The 16720-nt window shown below is 63.5% G+C and carries 16 protein-coding genes; 9 read left to right on the top strand and 7 right to left on the bottom strand.

Annotated features, from left to right (window positions below; genetic code table 11):
- Nucleotides 1-23 precede the first annotated feature (23 nt).
- From LB541_RS03100 to LB541_RS03085, 4 genes are all read right to left on the bottom strand, one after another.
- Nucleotides 24-1118, bottom strand: a complete 1095-nt coding sequence (locus LB541_RS03100) for an ABC transporter permease (protein WP_224617815.1) — start codon at nt 1116-1118, stop codon at nt 24-26.
- On the bottom strand, nt 1102-2649 hold the full coding sequence (locus LB541_RS03095) for an ABC transporter ATP-binding protein (protein WP_224617813.1): 1548 nt from the start codon (nt 2647-2649) through the stop codon (nt 1102-1104). The genes LB541_RS03100 and LB541_RS03095 overlap by 17 nt, the downstream gene beginning before the upstream one ends.
- A gap of 98 nt (nt 2650-2747) precedes the next feature.
- Nucleotides 2748-3842: a BMP family ABC transporter substrate-binding protein gene (locus LB541_RS03090; RefSeq protein ID WP_224617811.1), complete on the bottom strand. Its 1095-nt coding sequence runs from the start codon at nt 3840-3842 to the stop codon at nt 2748-2750.
- Nucleotides 3839-4672, bottom strand: a complete 834-nt coding sequence (locus LB541_RS03085) for a GntR family transcriptional regulator (protein WP_140497518.1) — start codon at nt 4670-4672, stop codon at nt 3839-3841. Before LB541_RS03085 ends, LB541_RS03090 begins: the two co-directional genes overlap by 4 nt.
- A gap of 249 nt (nt 4673-4921) precedes the next feature.
- On the opposite strand from LB541_RS03085, the gene LB541_RS03080 reads away from it, so the two are divergent.
- The 8 genes from LB541_RS03080 (at nt 4922) to LB541_RS03045 (ending at nt 12717) form a co-directional block, all read left to right on the top strand.
- Nucleotides 4922-5779, top strand: coding sequence for an aromatic ring-hydroxylating oxygenase subunit alpha (locus LB541_RS03080; protein WP_224617809.1), 858 nt, complete (start codon nt 4922-4924; stop codon nt 5777-5779).
- Between the two features lie 31 nt (nt 5780-5810).
- Complete coding sequence (locus LB541_RS03075; RefSeq protein ID WP_140555640.1) at nt 5811-6701, top strand: aromatic ring-hydroxylating oxygenase subunit alpha; 891 nt, start codon at nt 5811-5813, stop codon at nt 6699-6701.
- A 21-nt stretch (nt 6702-6722) separates the two neighbouring features.
- Nucleotides 6723-8489 carry a Rieske 2Fe-2S domain-containing protein gene (locus LB541_RS03070; protein ID WP_224617807.1) on the top strand — a complete coding sequence of 589 codons (1767 nt, stop codon included), beginning with the start codon at nt 6723-6725 and terminating at the stop codon, nt 8487-8489.
- Nucleotides 8490-8498: 9 nt separating this feature from the next.
- Entirely contained in the window at nt 8499-9146 is a 648-nt protein-coding gene (locus LB541_RS03065) for a glutathione S-transferase family protein (protein WP_140673614.1), read from the top strand.
- A 57-nt stretch (nt 9147-9203) separates the two neighbouring features.
- Nucleotides 9204-10331 (top strand): S-(hydroxymethyl)glutathione dehydrogenase/class III alcohol dehydrogenase, encoded by a 1128-nt coding sequence (locus LB541_RS03060; RefSeq protein WP_140497529.1) that lies wholly within the window; start codon nt 9204-9206, stop codon nt 10329-10331.
- Nucleotides 10332-10604: 273 nt separating this feature from the next.
- Complete coding sequence (fghA, locus tag LB541_RS03055; RefSeq protein ID WP_140555636.1) at nt 10605-11438, top strand: S-formylglutathione hydrolase; 834 nt, start codon at nt 10605-10607, stop codon at nt 11436-11438.
- A gap of 30 nt (nt 11439-11468) precedes the next feature.
- On the top strand, nt 11469-11594 hold the full coding sequence (locus LB541_RS03050; RefSeq protein ID WP_411908914.1) for an isocitrate/isopropylmalate family dehydrogenase: 126 nt from the start codon (nt 11469-11471) through the stop codon (nt 11592-11594).
- Between the two features lie 52 nt (nt 11595-11646).
- Complete coding sequence (locus LB541_RS03045; RefSeq protein WP_140728064.1) at nt 11647-12717, top strand: tartrate dehydrogenase; 1071 nt, start codon at nt 11647-11649, stop codon at nt 12715-12717.
- A gap of 41 nt (nt 12718-12758) precedes the next feature.
- Here LB541_RS03045 and LB541_RS03040 read toward each other — a convergent pair whose 3' ends face one another.
- Nucleotides 12759-13694, bottom strand: coding sequence for a LysR family transcriptional regulator (locus tag LB541_RS03040; protein ID WP_140562362.1), 936 nt, complete (start codon nt 13692-13694; stop codon nt 12759-12761).
- A 77-nt stretch (nt 13695-13771) separates the two neighbouring features.
- Here LB541_RS03040 and LB541_RS03035 point away from each other — a divergent pair, with 77 nt between their 5' ends.
- Complete coding sequence (locus LB541_RS03035) at nt 13772-14299, top strand: hypothetical protein (protein WP_140514462.1); 528 nt, start codon at nt 13772-13774, stop codon at nt 14297-14299.
- A gap of 64 nt (nt 14300-14363) precedes the next feature.
- Here the strand turns inward: LB541_RS03035 and LB541_RS03030 are convergent, their stop codons facing one another.
- Both LB541_RS03030 and LB541_RS03025 read right to left on the bottom strand, forming a co-directional pair.
- Nucleotides 14364-15110, bottom strand: coding sequence for an SDR family NAD(P)-dependent oxidoreductase (locus LB541_RS03030; RefSeq protein ID WP_140583921.1), 747 nt, complete (start codon nt 15108-15110; stop codon nt 14364-14366).
- A gap of 59 nt (nt 15111-15169) precedes the next feature.
- A complete protein-coding gene (locus LB541_RS03025) occupies nt 15170-16681 on the bottom strand; it encodes a UxaA family hydrolase (RefSeq protein WP_140628974.1) in 1512 nt (503 codons plus the stop codon).
- Nucleotides 16682-16720 lie beyond the last annotated feature (39 nt).

Raw genomic sequence — 16720 nt, 5'->3', positions numbered from 1 at the left:
CTCCCGCACGATCCGAAACCCGCTCATCGTGCCGTCTCCAGCGCATGCGTGTCCCGGACGGGTCGCACCAGGCGAACGCGATAGAAGATGAAGAAGTCGGCGGCGAGCAGGAAGAACAGCAGGATGCCCTGGAAGATCCGCGTCAGGGCCGAAGGCAGGCCGAGCGTCATCTGCACACCTTCGCCGCCGAGGAAAAGCAGCGACATCAACAGCCCGCCAAGCACGATGCCGAAGGCGTTCAGCCGTCCGACGAAGGCAACGATGATGGCCGCGAAGCCGTAGCCTGGCGAAATCTGCGGCGAGAGCTGCCCGAGCGGCCCGGCGGCTTCCGCCATTCCGGCGATGCCGGCCGCGGCACCTCCCGCCAGCAGTCCGATCCAGACCGCAGCCGATTCGCGAAAGCCGGCATAGCGGGCGGCAAGCGGTGCAGCCCCGCTCACCGACATCTTGTAGCCGAGAAAGCTGCGGTCGGTGAACAGCCACATCAGGAGCACGGCGACGGCCGTGATGAATATCGACGGGTTGAGGCGATAGGCGGGGTCAAAGGATTCGAACAGGGCCGCCGTCGGCAGAAGTGCCGTCTGCGGATAGTTGAAGCCGGCCGGATCGCGCCACGGTCCGTGCACGAGATAGGACAGGAACAGCGTCGCGATATAGGTCATCATCAGCGTGACGAGGATCTCGTTGGTGTTCATGCGGGCGCGCAGAAAGGCGGGGATTGCCGCCCAGGCCATGCCGGCGCCCATGCCGGCGATGAACATCAGCGGCAACAGCAGCACGCTTTCGGGGTTCGGCCAGAAAAGCCCCACGCCGCTGGCCGCGATTGCCCCCATGGTGAACTGGCCCTCGGCGCCGATATTCCAGACATTGGCGCGGAAGCCGACCGCCAGCCCGCAAGCGATGAGGATCAGCGGCGAGGCCTTGAGCAGCCATTCGGACAGGCCGTTCATGGAAGAGAGCGGCTCGATGAAGAAGGCATGGAGGGTCGCCAGCGGATCATGTCCGAGGGAGGCGAAGAAAATCGATCCGACGACGACGGTCAACAGCGTCGCCAGTGCCGGCGCGGCGACGCGCATCAGCGAGGAGGGCTCCGGCCTTTGTTCAATCCTGAAGCGCATTGTTGCCACCTCCGTTCGCCAATGCGCCGTCGCCCATGCCGCGGCCCGTCATCAGAAGTCCGATCTCCTCGCGATCGGTCGTCTTGCGCTCCAGCGGTGGGGAAACCTTCCCTTGGCAAATGACCAGCAGCCGGTCGCAGATCTCGAACAACTCGTCGAGTTCCTCGGAGACGACGAGCACCGCCGCGCCGGCGCGGCTGAGATCGACGATGGACTGCCGGATGAAGGCGCTCGCGCCGACGTCAACCCCCCAGGTCGGCTGAGACACCAGGAGGAGCTTCGGCTGGAGCGCGATCTCACGCCCGACGATGAATTTCTGCAGATTGCCGCCGGACAGGCTTTGCGCGGTCGCCTGCGGCCCGTTGGCCTTGACCTTGAACCTATCGATTATGCCGGCGGCGAACGCCTTGGCCCGGCGCCGGTCGACCAGCCCGTTGCGCACCGTGCCGAAGCGGTGCGCGGTCAGCACCGCATTCTCCCACAGCGTGTGCGAGGGCACGGCGCCGCGCCCGAGCCGCTCTTCGGGAACGAAGGCGACGCCGAGCTTGCGGCGCTCGTGCGGGCGAAGGCGGGCTGCGCCGGTTCCGCAAATCCGGATGGCGTCGCTGCGCTCATGCGTGCGCTCGCCGCTGAGCAAGGCGATCAGCTCGGCCTGGCCATTGCCGGAAACCCCGGCCAGGCCGACAATCTCGCCGCCATGCACCTTGAAAGAAATGTCCTTCAGGTCGACGCCGAAATGATCCCGGGACTTCACCGTAAGTCTGTTGACCTCGAGCACCGGTCTGTCGCTTGGCGTCGGCGGGCCGACATGCATTTCAGGCAGCTTCGAACCCACCATCATGCGGGCAAGCTCCAGCGACGTCGTCTCCTTCGGACGCGCGGTACCGGTGACCTTGCCGTTGCGCAGCACGGTGGCGGTGTCGCAGAGCTCCTGGACCTCGTCGAGCTTGTGGCTGATATAGACGATGCTGCAGCCCTCGGCGGCAAGTTGGCGGAGCGTCTCGAACAGCTTCACCACCGCCTGCGGCGTCAGTACCGAGGTCGGCTCGTCGAGGATCAGCAGTTTCGGCCCCTGCAGCAGGCAGCGCACGATCTCGACGCGCTGGCGCTCGCCGACCGACAGGTCGTGCACCTGGCGATGCGGGTCGATGGGCATGCCGTAGCGGCGCGACAGATCGCGGATCTTGTCGGCGAGCGAAGGCAGGTCGTATGCGCTGCTTGCCGAGAGCGCTATGTTCTCGACCACCGAAACGGATTCGAACAGCGCGAAATGCTGATAGACCATTTCGATGCCGAGTGCGCGCGACATCGCCGGGGTGTGCGTGGCGATCGGATTGCCGTCGCAAAAGATCTCGCCGGAATCGGCTTGCGTCGCCCCATAGATGATTTTCATCAGGGTGGATTTGCCGGCGCCGTTTTCGCCCAGCACGGCATGGATCTCGCCGGGTTGAATCGACAGCGACACATCGTCATTGGCGACGACGCCGGGATAGCGCTTGCAGATGTTGCGCAGTTCTAGTCGCGGATGCATGGCGGGTCCTGCCGTGGCGTGAAGCGAGGTTGGACGGGAACCAGGCAAGGAGACGCCGAAGGTATGGACTTGGGCGTCTCCCGGCACTTTTACGGTGATCAGCTCAGCCTGCCGATCATCCCCTTCACAAACCAGTTCATGCCGCGAATGTCGTCATCGGCCAGAACCGAACCGGCGGCAACCTTGACGTTGCCGTCCTGATCCTTCAGCTCCCCGGCGTAGGGATGAAGCTTGCCGCTGCCGATGTCGGCCTCGAGCTGCTTGAGCTTGGCGCGCGCATCGGCGGGGATACCCTCATTGTAGGGGGCCATTTTCACCACCCCGGCCGCCAATCCGTCCCAGCGGACTTCCGGCTTCCAGGTACCGGCGGCCACGGCCTTGGCTGCGCCGACATAGTCGCTGGTCCAATCGAGAACGAAAGAGGTCAGCTGCTTGCCCGAGGCGAATTTCGACATGTCGCTGGCATAGCCGATCGACCAGGCGCCACCTTCGCCGGCGACCTGTACGCCGGTCGCGGTGTCCGTCATCGAGCAGACCACGTCGCAGCCTTGAGAGATCAGCGTCTTGGCCGCCTCCTTCTCCTTGCCCGGGTCGAACCAGGAATTCAGGAAGATGGTGTTGCAGGTCGCGTTTGGATTGACGCTCTGCGCGCCAAGCAGCAGCGCATTTGCCGGACCGACGATGTCGGGGATCGGAAAGCCGCCGATGAAACCGATCTTGCCCGATTTGGACATGTAGCCGCCCGCCGCGCCGGCGACGAAGGTGCCTTCGTAATATTTCGCTTCGAAGGTTCCCAGATTGGCTAGGTGGACGATGCCTGAGCAGTGTTCGAACGCCACCTTGGGAAAGCGCGGCGACACCTTCTGCATCGGCGTTCCATGCGAAAAGCTTGTGCCGAAGATCAGCCTGTTGCCGGCGCTGGCCAGTTCGCGGAAGACACGCTCGGCGTCCTGCGGCATGAAGATGTTGTCGATGACGGTGAGCTCGACCTTGTCGCCGAATTCGGCCTTGATGGCCTCGACGCCGAGGCTGTGCTGCTTGGTCCAGCCGATCTCGGCGACCGGCGAGACGTAGACGGCACCGATCTTCAGCACCTCCTGCGCCTGTGCGATGGTGCTCAGCGCTCCCGCGCCAAGAGCCGCGCCGGCCGCGCCGCTGTGTTTCAGGAATTCACGTCTCGTCAGTTTCTTCATGATGGTAGCCCTCTGTTGGTCTTTTTTGTTGATGCCCGGCTTGTCGGTGCCCGGTCTGTTCTGGGGATATGGAGGTGGAGATGCGTTGCCGCGTCGCCGCCGCCGGATGCATTCGACAATCTTCGCAGCGGCACAGTCGCGCCGTCGGCCTTGCCGTCGAGATAGGGCGCTAGCGCTTCGGCAGGCGTCATCTCTGGAAACACTGCGCGATCCATGATGTAGCCGCGCACCACCGCGCGGTGGTGGGTGTCGATCAGGTCCATGGCCGGTTTCAGCCGGCCCTTCTCCAGCAGGTCGACGACCCGCGAGTGGTCGTCCAGCAGATTGCAATAGTCGAAATCGGCTGAAATGAGGGAGCGCAGCAGCGTCGTGCGGCGCACCAGCTGCGCGTGGATTTCCTGCATGACCTTGTTGCGGCTGAGGCGTACGAACACGGTATGGAACTCTTGGCCCAGCACGTCGGCCAGCGCATCGTTGCCGGCGGCAACAGCTTGGCGCTGGCGCTCGACATGCTGGCGCAGTTCGGCCCAGCCGGCCGGCCCAAGGCGATCGCTGAGCTGTGCTGCGACGCCCTGTTCGACGAGCGTCAACGCGTCGTAGATCTCCATCGCCTCCTGCATGCTCGGCTTGGCGACGAAGGCACCGCGGTTGCGTTCGATCTGGGCCAGCCCGTCATCGGCGAGCCGGATCAGGGCCTGGCGCACCACGATGCGGCTCACGTTGAATATTTCGGAGAGTTCGCGTTCGCCGAGCTTGCAGCCGGGCACGAGGCGATGGTCGATGATGGCGCGGGTCAGCGTATCCGCGATGGTCTGGGAACGGCTGCTCAAGGCATGGTTCTCCGCCATTTCGACGACATGATCAGCGGGCTTTCGTGATGGCGACATGCCTCGTCAGGACATGACATATCCCAGGTTCAGCTTTCTCATATCGGAATTCAATCATCATAATCTGTCAACACAAAAAAGGATTTTGGACGACAAAAAAATGTTGATTGGTATCCAATCTTGTGGTTTCGTCGTCCCGAAACGTCGGGCTAGGTTCATGGTGAAGGGCTAGCCGAGTTGGGAGGGAAGCCGATGGCAACCCGTTGCGTTGACCGCGAGCTTTTGAACGACTGGCACATCGTCGCGGATCAGGAATCGCTAAGCCAGAATACGCGGTTTGCCACATGCCTGCTTGGGGTCGCTCTCTCCGTTCACAAGTGTTCAAACAAGATTGAAGTCGTTCGCAGCGATACGGGCGCCACGCTGAAAAGCGCCCAGCGTTATGGCTTCATCTGGACCTGCCTGGACAAGCCCTGGCGCGACATCATCTATATCCCTGAGGCCAATGAGGCAGACCGGCATCTGGTCAGCGGCGGTTCGATCGCGGTCAAGGTGTCGGGCCTCCGCGCGGTCGAGAATTTTCTCGATATGGGGCATTTCCCCTTCATTCATACCGGCTGGCTCGGCGAGGAGCCGCATACCGAGATCGCGCCCTACAAGGTTGAGATCACAGCGCAGGACGAGGTGCTGGCGACCGAATGCAAATTCTATCAGCCGGTGGCTTCGCCGACCGCCAAGGAAGGCTTTGTCGTCGACTACATCTACAGGGTGATTCGGCCCTACACGGTGGCTCTCTACAAGAGCAACCCGATCCAGAAGGACCGGCTCGACGTCATTACCCTGTTCGTGCAGCCGGTGGACGAGGAAAACTGCATCGCGCATCCTTACCTCTGCTATCTTAAGGAAGGCATGGAGGCGGCAACGGTGCGCAGCTTCATGCAATTGATCTTCGCCCAGGACAAACCGATCCTGGAGAACCAGGTACCCAAGCGCCTGCCGCTCGATCCACGTGCCGAGACCCCGATCCGTGCCGATGCCGTGTCGGTTTCCTACCGGCGCTGGTTGCGTGATCGGGCCGTCACCTATGGCGCGATACCGGCACAAGCCTGATGACGTCTGAGGGCTTCCAGAGGATAAAACGATGACAAAATGCTCGGATCCTGTGATCCTCAATCTCTGGCATCCCGTAGGGGCGATCGCCGAGACCATTCCCGGCGCTGTCCAGGACACCGTTCTGCTCGAGGAGCGCCTCAGTTTTGCGGTCGATATGGATGGTGAGCCCGTCGTCTGGCGCTCACGTCCCGATGTAGAACGGGTGGATCGTGTTCCAGGCGCCGACAGACTGCCGGCAAGAAGCGCCTACGGCTATGTCTGGACTTCGCTCGGCTCGCCACCGGCCGAGCTGTTCCCGATCCCGGAATATGAAGAGCCGGACCGCCGCAAGCTCAACGCGGCCACGTTTGGCGTCAACGTCTCGGCACCGCGCGCCATCGAGAACTTTCTCGACATGGGCCACTTTCCCTATGTGCATACCGACATACTCGGCGTCGAGCCGCATACCGAAGTCAAGGAATACGACGTCGAGATATCCGTCGACCGTGACGAGATCCTGGCCACGCGCTGCCGCTTCTTCCAGCCGATGGCTTCGACCGCTTCCGGTGGCGGCGCCGACGTGGACTATGTCTATCGCGTGCCGCACCCCTATTGCTCCGTGCTCTATAAATCGAGCCCGGTCGACGAGGCACGGCGCGACGTCATCGCCATCTTCCTGCAGCCGGTCGACCAGGAGCACGTGCGCGCTCACATGCTGCTTTGCGTGCTCGACGAAGACAATGAAGACAAGGTGATCAAGCGCTTCCAGCAGACGATCTTCGGCCAGGACAAGCCGATCCTGGAAAACCAGGTGCCCAAACGCCTGCCGCTCGATCCGCGCGCCGAAACGCCCATCCGGGCCGACAAGTCGGCCATCGCCTACCGGCGCTGGCTCAGCCAGAAGGGCGTGACCTACGGTGTCATTCCGGTTGCGGCCTGACGAGATTCTTGGAGACGATTGATGTTGGAAGAAGCCAGAAGCCAGTGGCATCCGATCGCCGCTTCCCATGATTTGCCGTACCGCCACGTTTTCCATGGTCAATTGCTCGGCCGGGAATTCGCCGTCTGGCGTGCCGATGACGGCTACGTCAACATCTGGGAAAACCGTTGCCTGCATCGCGGCGTCAGGCTGTCGATAGGCATCAATGACGGGCGCGAGCTGAAGTGCCAATATCACGGCTGGCGTTATTCGAACCGCACCGCCGGCTGCACCTACATTCCCGCGCATCCTGCCGACGCGCCGGCCCGCACCATCACCAACCGCACCTTCCCCGGGGTCGAGCGCTACGGCTTGGTCTGGTCCTCCGAGGAGCCTCGCGGCGAGGTGCCGGATGTTGCCGCGCTGACCGAAGGCAAGCTGCTCGCCTTGCGCGGCATCGCGGTCAACGCGCCGGCCGACAAGGTCGTCGAAGGGCTGAAGGCCTATCGCTTTCAGCCCAACGCAGCGATCGAAGGCGAGGGCGCGGAAACCATCATCGAGGCCGCGCGGGATTTTGCCGTGGCGCTGCACTCGCACGATGGTGGTGCCGAGACGCGCGGCGTGTTCTTCGTGCAGCCGGTTGATTCAAACCGTTCGATGATCCGTGGCGTGCTCGATCAGGAGGTCGAAGCAGCCGCCCGCATCGCCATCCTGCGCCACCACAATGAGCGGCTTTCCAAGCTGCGCGACAAGGTCGAGTGCGACGTCGCGAACGCACCGGCGCCCGCACCGATCGAGCCGGTCTACGAAAGGGTGTCGGCCGAACTCGCCGAAATGCCCGAAGTGACCGCGCATGGCCGCAAGGCGGCGCTGCGCGTCAGCGTGGCCAGGAAATGGCAGGCGGCCGACGGCGTTGCCGGTTTCGAGCTCCGCCCGATCAAGGGCATCCTGCCGACGTTCCAGCCTGGAGCCCATATCGACGTCCATATGCCCAATAGCGAGATCAGGCAGTATTCGATCACCAACGGCCCTGGTGAAACCGACAGCTTCATCATCGGCGTCAAGCTGGAGCGCGATTCCAAGGGCGGTTCGAAATGCATGCACGAGACTGTGCGCGAGGGGGACGTGCTGGCGATTTCCGAGCCGCGCAACAATTTCCCGCTGCGCCGTGACGCGATCAAGACGCTGTTCGTCGCCGGCGGCATCGGCATCACGCCGCTGCTCGCAATGGCGCAGGCGCTGAAGAACCAGGAGCTGGCGCACGAGCTGCACTATTTTGCGCAAGGGCAGGAACACCTCGCTTTCGCCGATCGGCTGAAGCATCTCGGCGATGCGCTGAAGCCGCATCTCGGGCTGTCGCCGGACGCGACCGGCGCCGAGCTTCGAGGGATTCTCGCCGGTTACCGGGACGGCATGCATCTCTATATCTGCGGTCCCGGACCGATGCTGGAAGCCGCGCGCAAGATCGCCGCCGAGCAAGGCTGGCCGGATACCGCCATCCATTTCGAATATTTCAAGAACACCAACAAGATCGACGACAGTTCGAGCTTCGAAGTAGCGCTGGCGCGCTCCTGCGTAACGCTGCAAGTGCCGGGCGGCAAGACGATCATGCAGGTCATGCGCGAGAATGGCATCGATGTTCCGTCGTCCTGCGAGCAGGGCGCATGCGGCACCTGCGTCGCCACCGTGATCGAAGGCGAGCCGGACCATCAGGACGTCTACCTCAACGATGCCGAGCGCAAGGCCGGAACCAGGATCATGACCTGCGTCTCGCGCGCCAAATCGGCACGCCTCGTGCTCGACATTTAGGAACTCCCGATGATCACGCTTTACGATTACGAACTGTCGGGCAATTGCTACAAGCTGCGGCTGCTGATGAGTTTTCTCAGCATTGACTACAAGACCGTGCCGGTCGACTTCTACCCCGGCCGCGAACACAAGTCGGAATGGTTCCTGAAGCTCAATCCGCTTGGCCAGCTGCCGGTCATCGAGGATGAAGGGCTGATCCTGCGCGACGCCCAGGCGATCCTGGTCTACCTCGCGTCGAAATACGATCCGTCGAGCACATGGTATCCCCGGAACAGACCGGCCCTGCTCGGCGAGATCAGCCAGTGGCTGGCCTTCGCCGACGGCATCACTTCGACGGCGTCGGCCGCCCGCCTGCACGACGCGCTGTTCTACGATTTCGACATCGATGCCGCACGCGCCGGCGCGCACCGGCTGTTCCGTATCCTCGACGAGCATCTGTGGTTCGGCGAGCAGCAGGGCCGCGGCTGGATCTGCTCGGCCGATCATCCGACCATCGCCGATATTGCCTGCTTTCCCTACATCATGCTGTCGGAGGAGGGCGGCATTACGCGCCAGGACTATCCCGCCATCCGGCGTTGGTGCGATCGTGTCAAACGCATCAAAGGCTTTACCGTGATGTCGGGCGTGTTCCCGGCGGGGCCGGCCAAGGCCGCATGATTTCTATCGCAACGCCGGGCGATCGATCGTCCCGGCAAGCAAGTTTGGGAGAAAGAAATGAAAACCCGCGCCGCCGTTGCCGTTGCTGCCGGAAAGCCGCTTGAGATCATGGAGGTCGACCTTGACGGTCCGCGCGAGGGCGAGGTGCTGGTCGAGATCAAGGCGACCGGCATCTGCCACACCGACGAGTTCACGCTGTCGGGCGCCGATCCCGAGGGCCTGTTCCCGGCCATTCTCGGCCACGAGGGCGCCGGCGTGGTGGTCGATGTCGGCAAGGGCGTCACCTCGGTCAAAAAGGGCGACCATGTGATCCCGCTCTATACGCCCGAATGCCGGCAGTGCCCGTCGTGTTTGTCGCGCAAGACCAATCTGTGCACCGCCATCCGCGCCACGCAGGGGCAAGGCCTGATGCCGGACGGCACCTCGCGCTTCTCGATCGGGGGCGAAAAATTGTTTCACTATATGGGCTGCTCGACCTTCTCCAACTTCACCGTGCTGCCGGAGATCGCCGTTGCCAAGGTCAATCCCGACGCGCCCTTCGACAAGATCTGCTACATCGGCTGCGGGGTGACCACCGGCGTGGGCGCGGTGATCAACACCGCCAAGGTCGAGCAAGGCGCGACCGCGGTGGTCTTCGGCCTCGGCGGCATCGGGCTCAACGTCATCCAGGGCCTGAAACTTGCCGGCGCCGACATGATCATCGGCGTCGATCTCAACAACGACAGACGAGCCTGGGGCGAGCGCTTCGGCATGACGCATTTCGTCAATCCGAAGGAGATCGACGGCGACATCGTTCCCCATCTCGTCAACATGACCAAGCGCGGCGCCGACCAGATCGGCGGCGCCGACTATACGTTCGACTGCACCGGCAACACCAAGGTGATGCGCCAGGCGCTGGAGGCTTCGCATCGCGGCTGGGGCAAGTCGGTGGTCATCGGTGTGGCGGGCGCCGGCCAGGAGATCTCGACGCGGCCCTTCCAGCTGGTCACCGGGCGGACCTGGATGGGCACCGCCTTCGGCGGCGCGCGCGGCCGCACCGACGTGCCCAGGATCGTCGACTGGTACATGGACGGCAAGATCGAGATCGACCCGATGATCACCCACACGCTCAAGCTCGAGGACATCAACAAGGGGTTCGACCTCATGCATGAGGGCAAGTCGATCAGGAGTGTCGTGGTTTATTGAGGGCGGCCACACGCCGCGGGCCCGAGGACATCCCCGCTTGGACCGACAGGAGCCCTGTCGGCTTGAGAAGGCGGGCCACAGAAATGCCCGGACTTTTCGCTACCTCCAGCCTCCCGGCCAGGTCGGCGTGTTCCCAAAGTCCGGCGTCGACCGGCGGCGTGACCAAGGTGCACCTCGGTTACGCCGCCGGTGCTGTTTGCAGGGCTGAAGGTTGCGGGTGCGGCGGCCGGCAGCTATGTCGGACGGAAAGGTCATGACGAAAAGGCAGAGTTGATGAAAGTCGTTTCCACGTCCAAGTCGCATGGCGGCGTCCAGGGTGTTTATTCGCACGCTTCAGAGGTCTGCGCCTGCGACATGACCTTTGCCGTCTTCGTGCCGCCGCAGGCTAAGGATGGGCCGGTGCCGGTGCTGTGGTATCTTTCGGGTCTCACCTGCACTCATGCCAATGTCATGGACAAGGGCGAGTACCGGCGCCTGGCGGCCGAGCTTGGTCTCATCGTGGTCTGCCCCGACACCAGCCCGCGCGGTGCCGATGTGCCGGACGAGAAGGATAATTGGCAGTTCGGCTGCGGCGCCGGTTTCTATGTCGATGCGACGCAGCAGCCTTACGCCAGGAACTACCGTATGTATTCCTACGTCCTCGACGAGCTGCCGGGATTGATCGGCGCGAACTTTCCTGCCGACATGGCGCGCCAGGGCATATCGGGGCATTCGATGGGCGGACACGGCGCGTTGACGATCGCGCTGAAGAACCCCGACCGCTTCAGGAGTTGCTCGGCCTTCGCGCCGATCGTTCAGCCGACGACTGCTGGCTGGTCGCGGCCTGCGCTCGAGAAATATCTCGGCGCCGACGACAGGGACTGGCGCGCCTATGACGCCACGCTGCTTATCGAGGACGGCCGCCGTTTTGGCGAGTTCCTGGTTGACCAGGGCACGGCCGATGGGTTCCTTGACGAAGGCCTCCGTCCGTGGCTGCTCGATGAAGCCTGCAAGAAGGCCGGCATCGACCTCACCTTGCGCATGCAGGAAGGCTACGATCATTCCTACAACTTCATCTCGACCTTCATGGACGATCACCTGAAGTGGCATGCCGCTCGGCTAGGCTGAAGAACCGCCGGGCATCATCAGCGGTAGGGCCTGTGCATCGGCGAAGGCGACATAGCCACGGCGCAAGCGGCGCACGGGTCCGCGCCCGATATCGCCGGCAAGGGCATCGTCAATCCCTATGCGATGATCGAATCCACCCGCATGCTGCTGCAATGACTTGGCCACAACCGCGGCGCCATCGTCGCTGCCATCGAGAAGGAAACTGAAAATGTCCTCGCATAGGATCGCTGTCATCGGTGGTGACGGTATCGGGCCGGAGGTCGTCGAAGCCGGCGTGAAGGTGCTGGAAGCCCTGACCGCTGTCGAGCCGGGTCTGGCCTTCGACTTCAAGCGCTTCGACTGGGGCTCCGATTATTACCGCCGCAACGGCCGCATGATGCCGCCGGACGGCCTCGGGCAATTGGAGGGTTTCGATGCGATCTATTTCGGCTCGGTCGGCGATCCGGACCTTCCCGACGATATCACCCTCTGGGGCCTGCGCCTGGCCATCTGCCAGGGATTCGACCAATACGCCAACGTGCGGCCGACGCGCCTCTTGCCCGGGCTGACCGGCCCGTTGCGGCCCGATCTCGGCAAGCAGATAGACTGGGTGATCGTGCGCGAAAACAGCGAAGGCGAATATGCCGGTGTCGGCGGTCGCGCCCATCGCGGACTGCCTATCGAGGTCGGCATGGATGTCGCCGTCTTTACCCGCGCCGGGATAGAACGCATCGCCCGTTTCGCCTGCGAGCTTGCGCTGTCGCGCCCCCGCAAGCTTCTGACGGTCGTCACCAAGTCGAATGCGCAGCGTCATGGCATGGTGCTGTGGGACGAAGTCGTGCGCGGCGTGCTTCGCGACTACCCTGATCTCACCGTCGACTGGATGCTGGTGGACGCCATGACCCAGCGCATGGTCAACAAGCCCGGCAGCATCGACACGGTTTTGGCGACCAATTTGCATGCCGACATCCTCTCCGACCTGGCCGCCGCGCTGGGCGGATCGCTCGGCATCGGCTCGACGTCGAACATCGATCCCTCGCGCAGCCGGCCGTCCATGTTCGAACCCATCCACGGTTCGGCCTTCGACATCACCGGCAAGGGCGTCGCCAATCCGCTCGGATCGTTCTGGACGGCGAGCCTGATGCTTGAGCATCTCGGCGAGCAGGCCGCCGCGCGGCGCCTCATGGTTGCGATCGAGCTTGTCACGGACCGGGCGGAATATCTCAGCCCCGATCTCGGCGGCACCGCGAGCACCGCCGAGGTTACCGCCGCGGTGATCGCGGCCCTTCGCGCCAATTAGCGCGGCACGAGCAGGCAAGCACGTCACCGAGGGCGGTGGCCTCAGGGAGTTCGCGCGCCTTCGGCGTCCGTCCCCCGATATTTCACATGCTCTATGAACGCGCGCAGCTTGGGCAAGACCTGGCGTCTGTCGGGATAATACAGAAAAACGCCCGGCGTCGTGACGGCGAAGGGCGTGAGCAACGCTTGCAACCGGCCATCGGCAATCGGGGCCTCGGTAAGAGGGCCGGGCACCTGTGCAAGTCCGACACCTTGGATCGCCGCGCCAAGCAGTGTCGGGTAATCATGCGCGACCAGCGGCCCGGAGACGATTGCCTCGACGGTCTTGTTGCCGTCGATGAAGGGCCAGGGCGCGATCGATCCGTTGGAGCGGCGCATGCGCAGGCAGGCATGGCCGCGCAGATCGTCGAGGCGCTCCGGCCGTTTCTGCCGGCGCAGATAGCCAGGGCTGCCGACGACCACGAGCGGGAACGGCGGCGTCAGCCGAACCGCGACCATGTCGGCGGCGATGAACTGGCCGAGCCGGATGCCGGCGTCGAACCCCTCGGCCGCCAGGTCGACCAGCTCACCGCTTGCGGCGATCTCCACCTCTACTTCGGGATAGGCCTGGCAAAAGGATGCCACCAGCGGCTCCAGCAGGATCGGCACCACGGCGCGCGGCACAGAGAGGCGCAACAGCCCAGTCGGCCGCTGCCCAAGTTCACGTGCGACTTCGCTTGCGGCGACCAGTTCCTCGAAAGCGGGCTTTGCGCGCGAAAGGAACCGTTCGCCGGCTTCGGTCAGGCCGACGCTGCGCGTCGTGCGCATGAAGAGCGCCGCACCGACGCGCACCTCGAGCGCGCGCACCGCCTGGCTGATCGCCGATGGCGTGACGCCGAGCTCCGCGGCCGCTTTTCGGAAGCTGCGGTGTTGCGCGACGCCGAGGAACGCCTCCACGCCGTCGAGCGCACCTTTCCGGATTGTGAAGTTCTGCTTCATGCCCCGTCAACATTATCGCGAATAGTCGACCGCTGGAAGCGGGCGTAAATTGCGCCTTACATCTCTTGGGAGGCCATATGTCGCCTGCAACCATTTTCCTGTTACATCTCGCTCTAGGCTACGTGCCTTGGCTGCTCTGCGTCGGCGTGTATGTCTTGCCCCGGCTCAGATCCGTCAACCTGGTCGAGGCGCAACGTGCCATCGCCACGCTGCACAGCTTCCGCTTCTTCGGGCTTGTCTTCATCGTTCCAGGCGTCGTCGGGCGCGATTTGCCGGCTGATTTCGCCACCTTCGCCGCCTATGGCGACTTCGCAACCGGAGTGTTGGCCATGCTGGCGCTTTTGACGACGAGGATACGTCCGCTGTTCTGGTTGTCCGTCGTCGCGTTCAATCTCGTGGGGACGATCGATATCGCCGTCGACTACTATCACGGCAGCCAAGCCGGTCTTCCTGAGCTGGCGGGGCAGTTGGGCGCTGCATACGCGATCCCCGTAATCTATGTCCCACTGCTGATGATCACGCACGTCGTCGCGTTCTACCTGATGGTGCGCCCCCAGATCCAGGCAGCTCGAGTCTTCGCAGGCGACGCGGCCGCATCTCCGTGAGGCAGCAAGTGCCGGTGTACCGGCGCGCCGCGGCGCAGACGCTTCGCGGCGCGCCGGTATTCGACTAATAGGTCGTGCGCCCGCCCGACAGGTCGAAGGTCGAGGCGGTGGTGAAGCTGTTTTCCTTTGAGACGAGCCAGGCGACCATGGCGGCGGCCTCGTCGACCTCCAGCAGACGGCCGCGTGGAATGCGCGAGCGCATGTATTCGATGTGCTCGGGCGTGAGCTGTTCGAGGATTCGGGTCTGCGCGGTGGCCGGCGAGATGCAGTTGACCGCAATGTCATACTGCGCGAGTTCCTTGCCGAGCGACTTGGTCATGCCGATGACCGCCGCCTTCGAAGCGGAATAGGCGGCGGCGTTGGGATTGCCTTCCTTGCCGGCGACGGAAGCGATGTTGACGATGCGCCCGTAATTGCGCGCTTTCATCCCGGGCACGACGGCGCGGTTGACGTAGAAGGTGCCGTTGACGTTGATGTCGATGATCTTCTTCCACGTCTCTACATCGTAGCTGTCAAGCGGGGCGGCGGGACCGGCAATGCCGGCGGAATTGACCAGGATGGAGATTTTGCCGGCGCTCTCCTCGGTTTTTGCCCGCGCGGCGTCCACCGTCTCCCAATCCGCAATGTCGACGACCAGGGTCTTGGCGGCCTTGCCAAGGTCGCGCTTGGCCGCTTCGAGGCGCGCCTCGTCGACGTCCCATAAGGTGACCGTCGCGCCGGAGGCGACGAAACGTTTGGCCATCGCGAAGCCGAGGCCTTGCGCGCCTCCGGTGACCACGGCGTGTTGGCCGTCAAGATCGATCCTGTTCATGCCGAGCGTTCTTTCTGGTTGGGTGAATTGACGTTGCCCGTTGCGGGCGGGCGATGTCGCTACATGGTAGCGCCGAGGTTCCAGGGCACGAACTCATTGTCGCCGTAGCCCAGCGATTCCGATTTGGTACGCGCGCCCGATGCCACGCGCAGGATCTCTGCGAAGATCTCCTGGCCTTTGTCGTCCAGCGTGACGCCGTCGAGGATGTCCCCGCAATTGATGTCCATGTCCTCGCGCATCTGCTCGAAAATGAAGGAATTGGAGGCAAGCTTGATCGAGGGCGTCGGCTTGCAGCCGAAGGCCGAACCGCGCCCGGTGGTGAAGCACAATATGTTCGCGCCGCCGGCGACCTGGCCGGTTGCCGAAACCGGATCGTAGCCGGGCGTGTCCATGAAGACGAGGCCGCGTTCGTTGATCGGTTCGGCATATTCCAGCACCGCGCGCAGATTGGTCGTCCCGCCCTTGGCGGACGCGCCGAGCGACTTCTCCAGGATCGTCGTCAACCCGCCGAGCTTGTTGCCGGGAGACGGGTTGTTGTTCATCTCCATGTCGTGCTTGGCTGTGTAGTCCTCCCACCAGCGGATGCGCTCGATCAGCTTCTCGCCGACCGCGCGGTTTTCCGCGCGCATGGTCAGCAGATGTTCGGCGCCGTAGATCTCCGGCGTCTCGGACAGCACCGCCGTGCCGCCTTGCGCGACAAGCAGGTCCACGGCGGCGCCAAGCGCCGGATTGGCGCTGATGCCGGAATAGCCGTCCGACCCGCCGCATTGCAGCGCGAGCACCAGTTCGGAGGCCGGTTGTGGCGTCCTTTGCGCGGCGTTGACCATGGGCAGCATATCGACGATCGCCTTGACCCCGGCCTCGACCGTCTTGCGTGTGCCGCCAGTCTCCTGGATCGTCATCGTGCGGAAGGTCGTGCTCTCCTCGATATTGTAGGACTGCATCCAGCGCGGAATCTGGAACGCCTCGCAGCCGAGCCCAACCATCAGCACGCCGCCGACATTGGGGTTCGTGGCAAAACCCCACTGCGTGCGCTTCAAGAGGTCGTAAGCGAGGCCTTTGGTGCCGATGCCGCAGCCAGTGCCATGGACGAGTGAGATCACGCCGTCGACATTGGGATAGTCGCGCAGGATGCCGCAGCGGTTGACCTCTTCCACGATGAAGCGGGCGACACTGGCCGAACAATTCACCGAGGTCAGGACAGCGATGAAGTTGCGCGTCCCGACCTTGCCGCTCGGCCTGCGGTAACCCATGAAGGTCGCGCGCTCGGCTTCAGAGACGACAGGCGTTTGGCTGGCGTTGGTGCCGAACAGATAGTCGCGTTCGAAATTGCGCAGATATACATTGTGCTCGTGAACCCAATCGCCGGCGGCGATCGGCCCGCGGGCGAATCCGATGGTCTGTCCGTATTTCACGACCGGCTCGTCCGAAGCGATGTCGCGGATCGCCATCTTGTGGCCGCGCGGTATGCGCGCCTTCGCGGGGATGTCGCCTGCCTTGTCGCCGATCATCAACGGATCGACCGCCAGAAGGATGTTGTCGGCATGCGAAAGCTGGATGAACCGCGCCATTACGAACTCTGAAAAAGCCCCGCCGGCACAATGCCGCCG

It is taken from the genome of Mesorhizobium sp. BR1-1-15 (assembly GCF_020165475.1).
Classification (GTDB): domain Bacteria; phylum Pseudomonadota; class Alphaproteobacteria; order Rhizobiales; family Rhizobiaceae; genus Mesorhizobium.
This window is presented reverse-complemented; position numbering and strand designations above follow the sequence as displayed.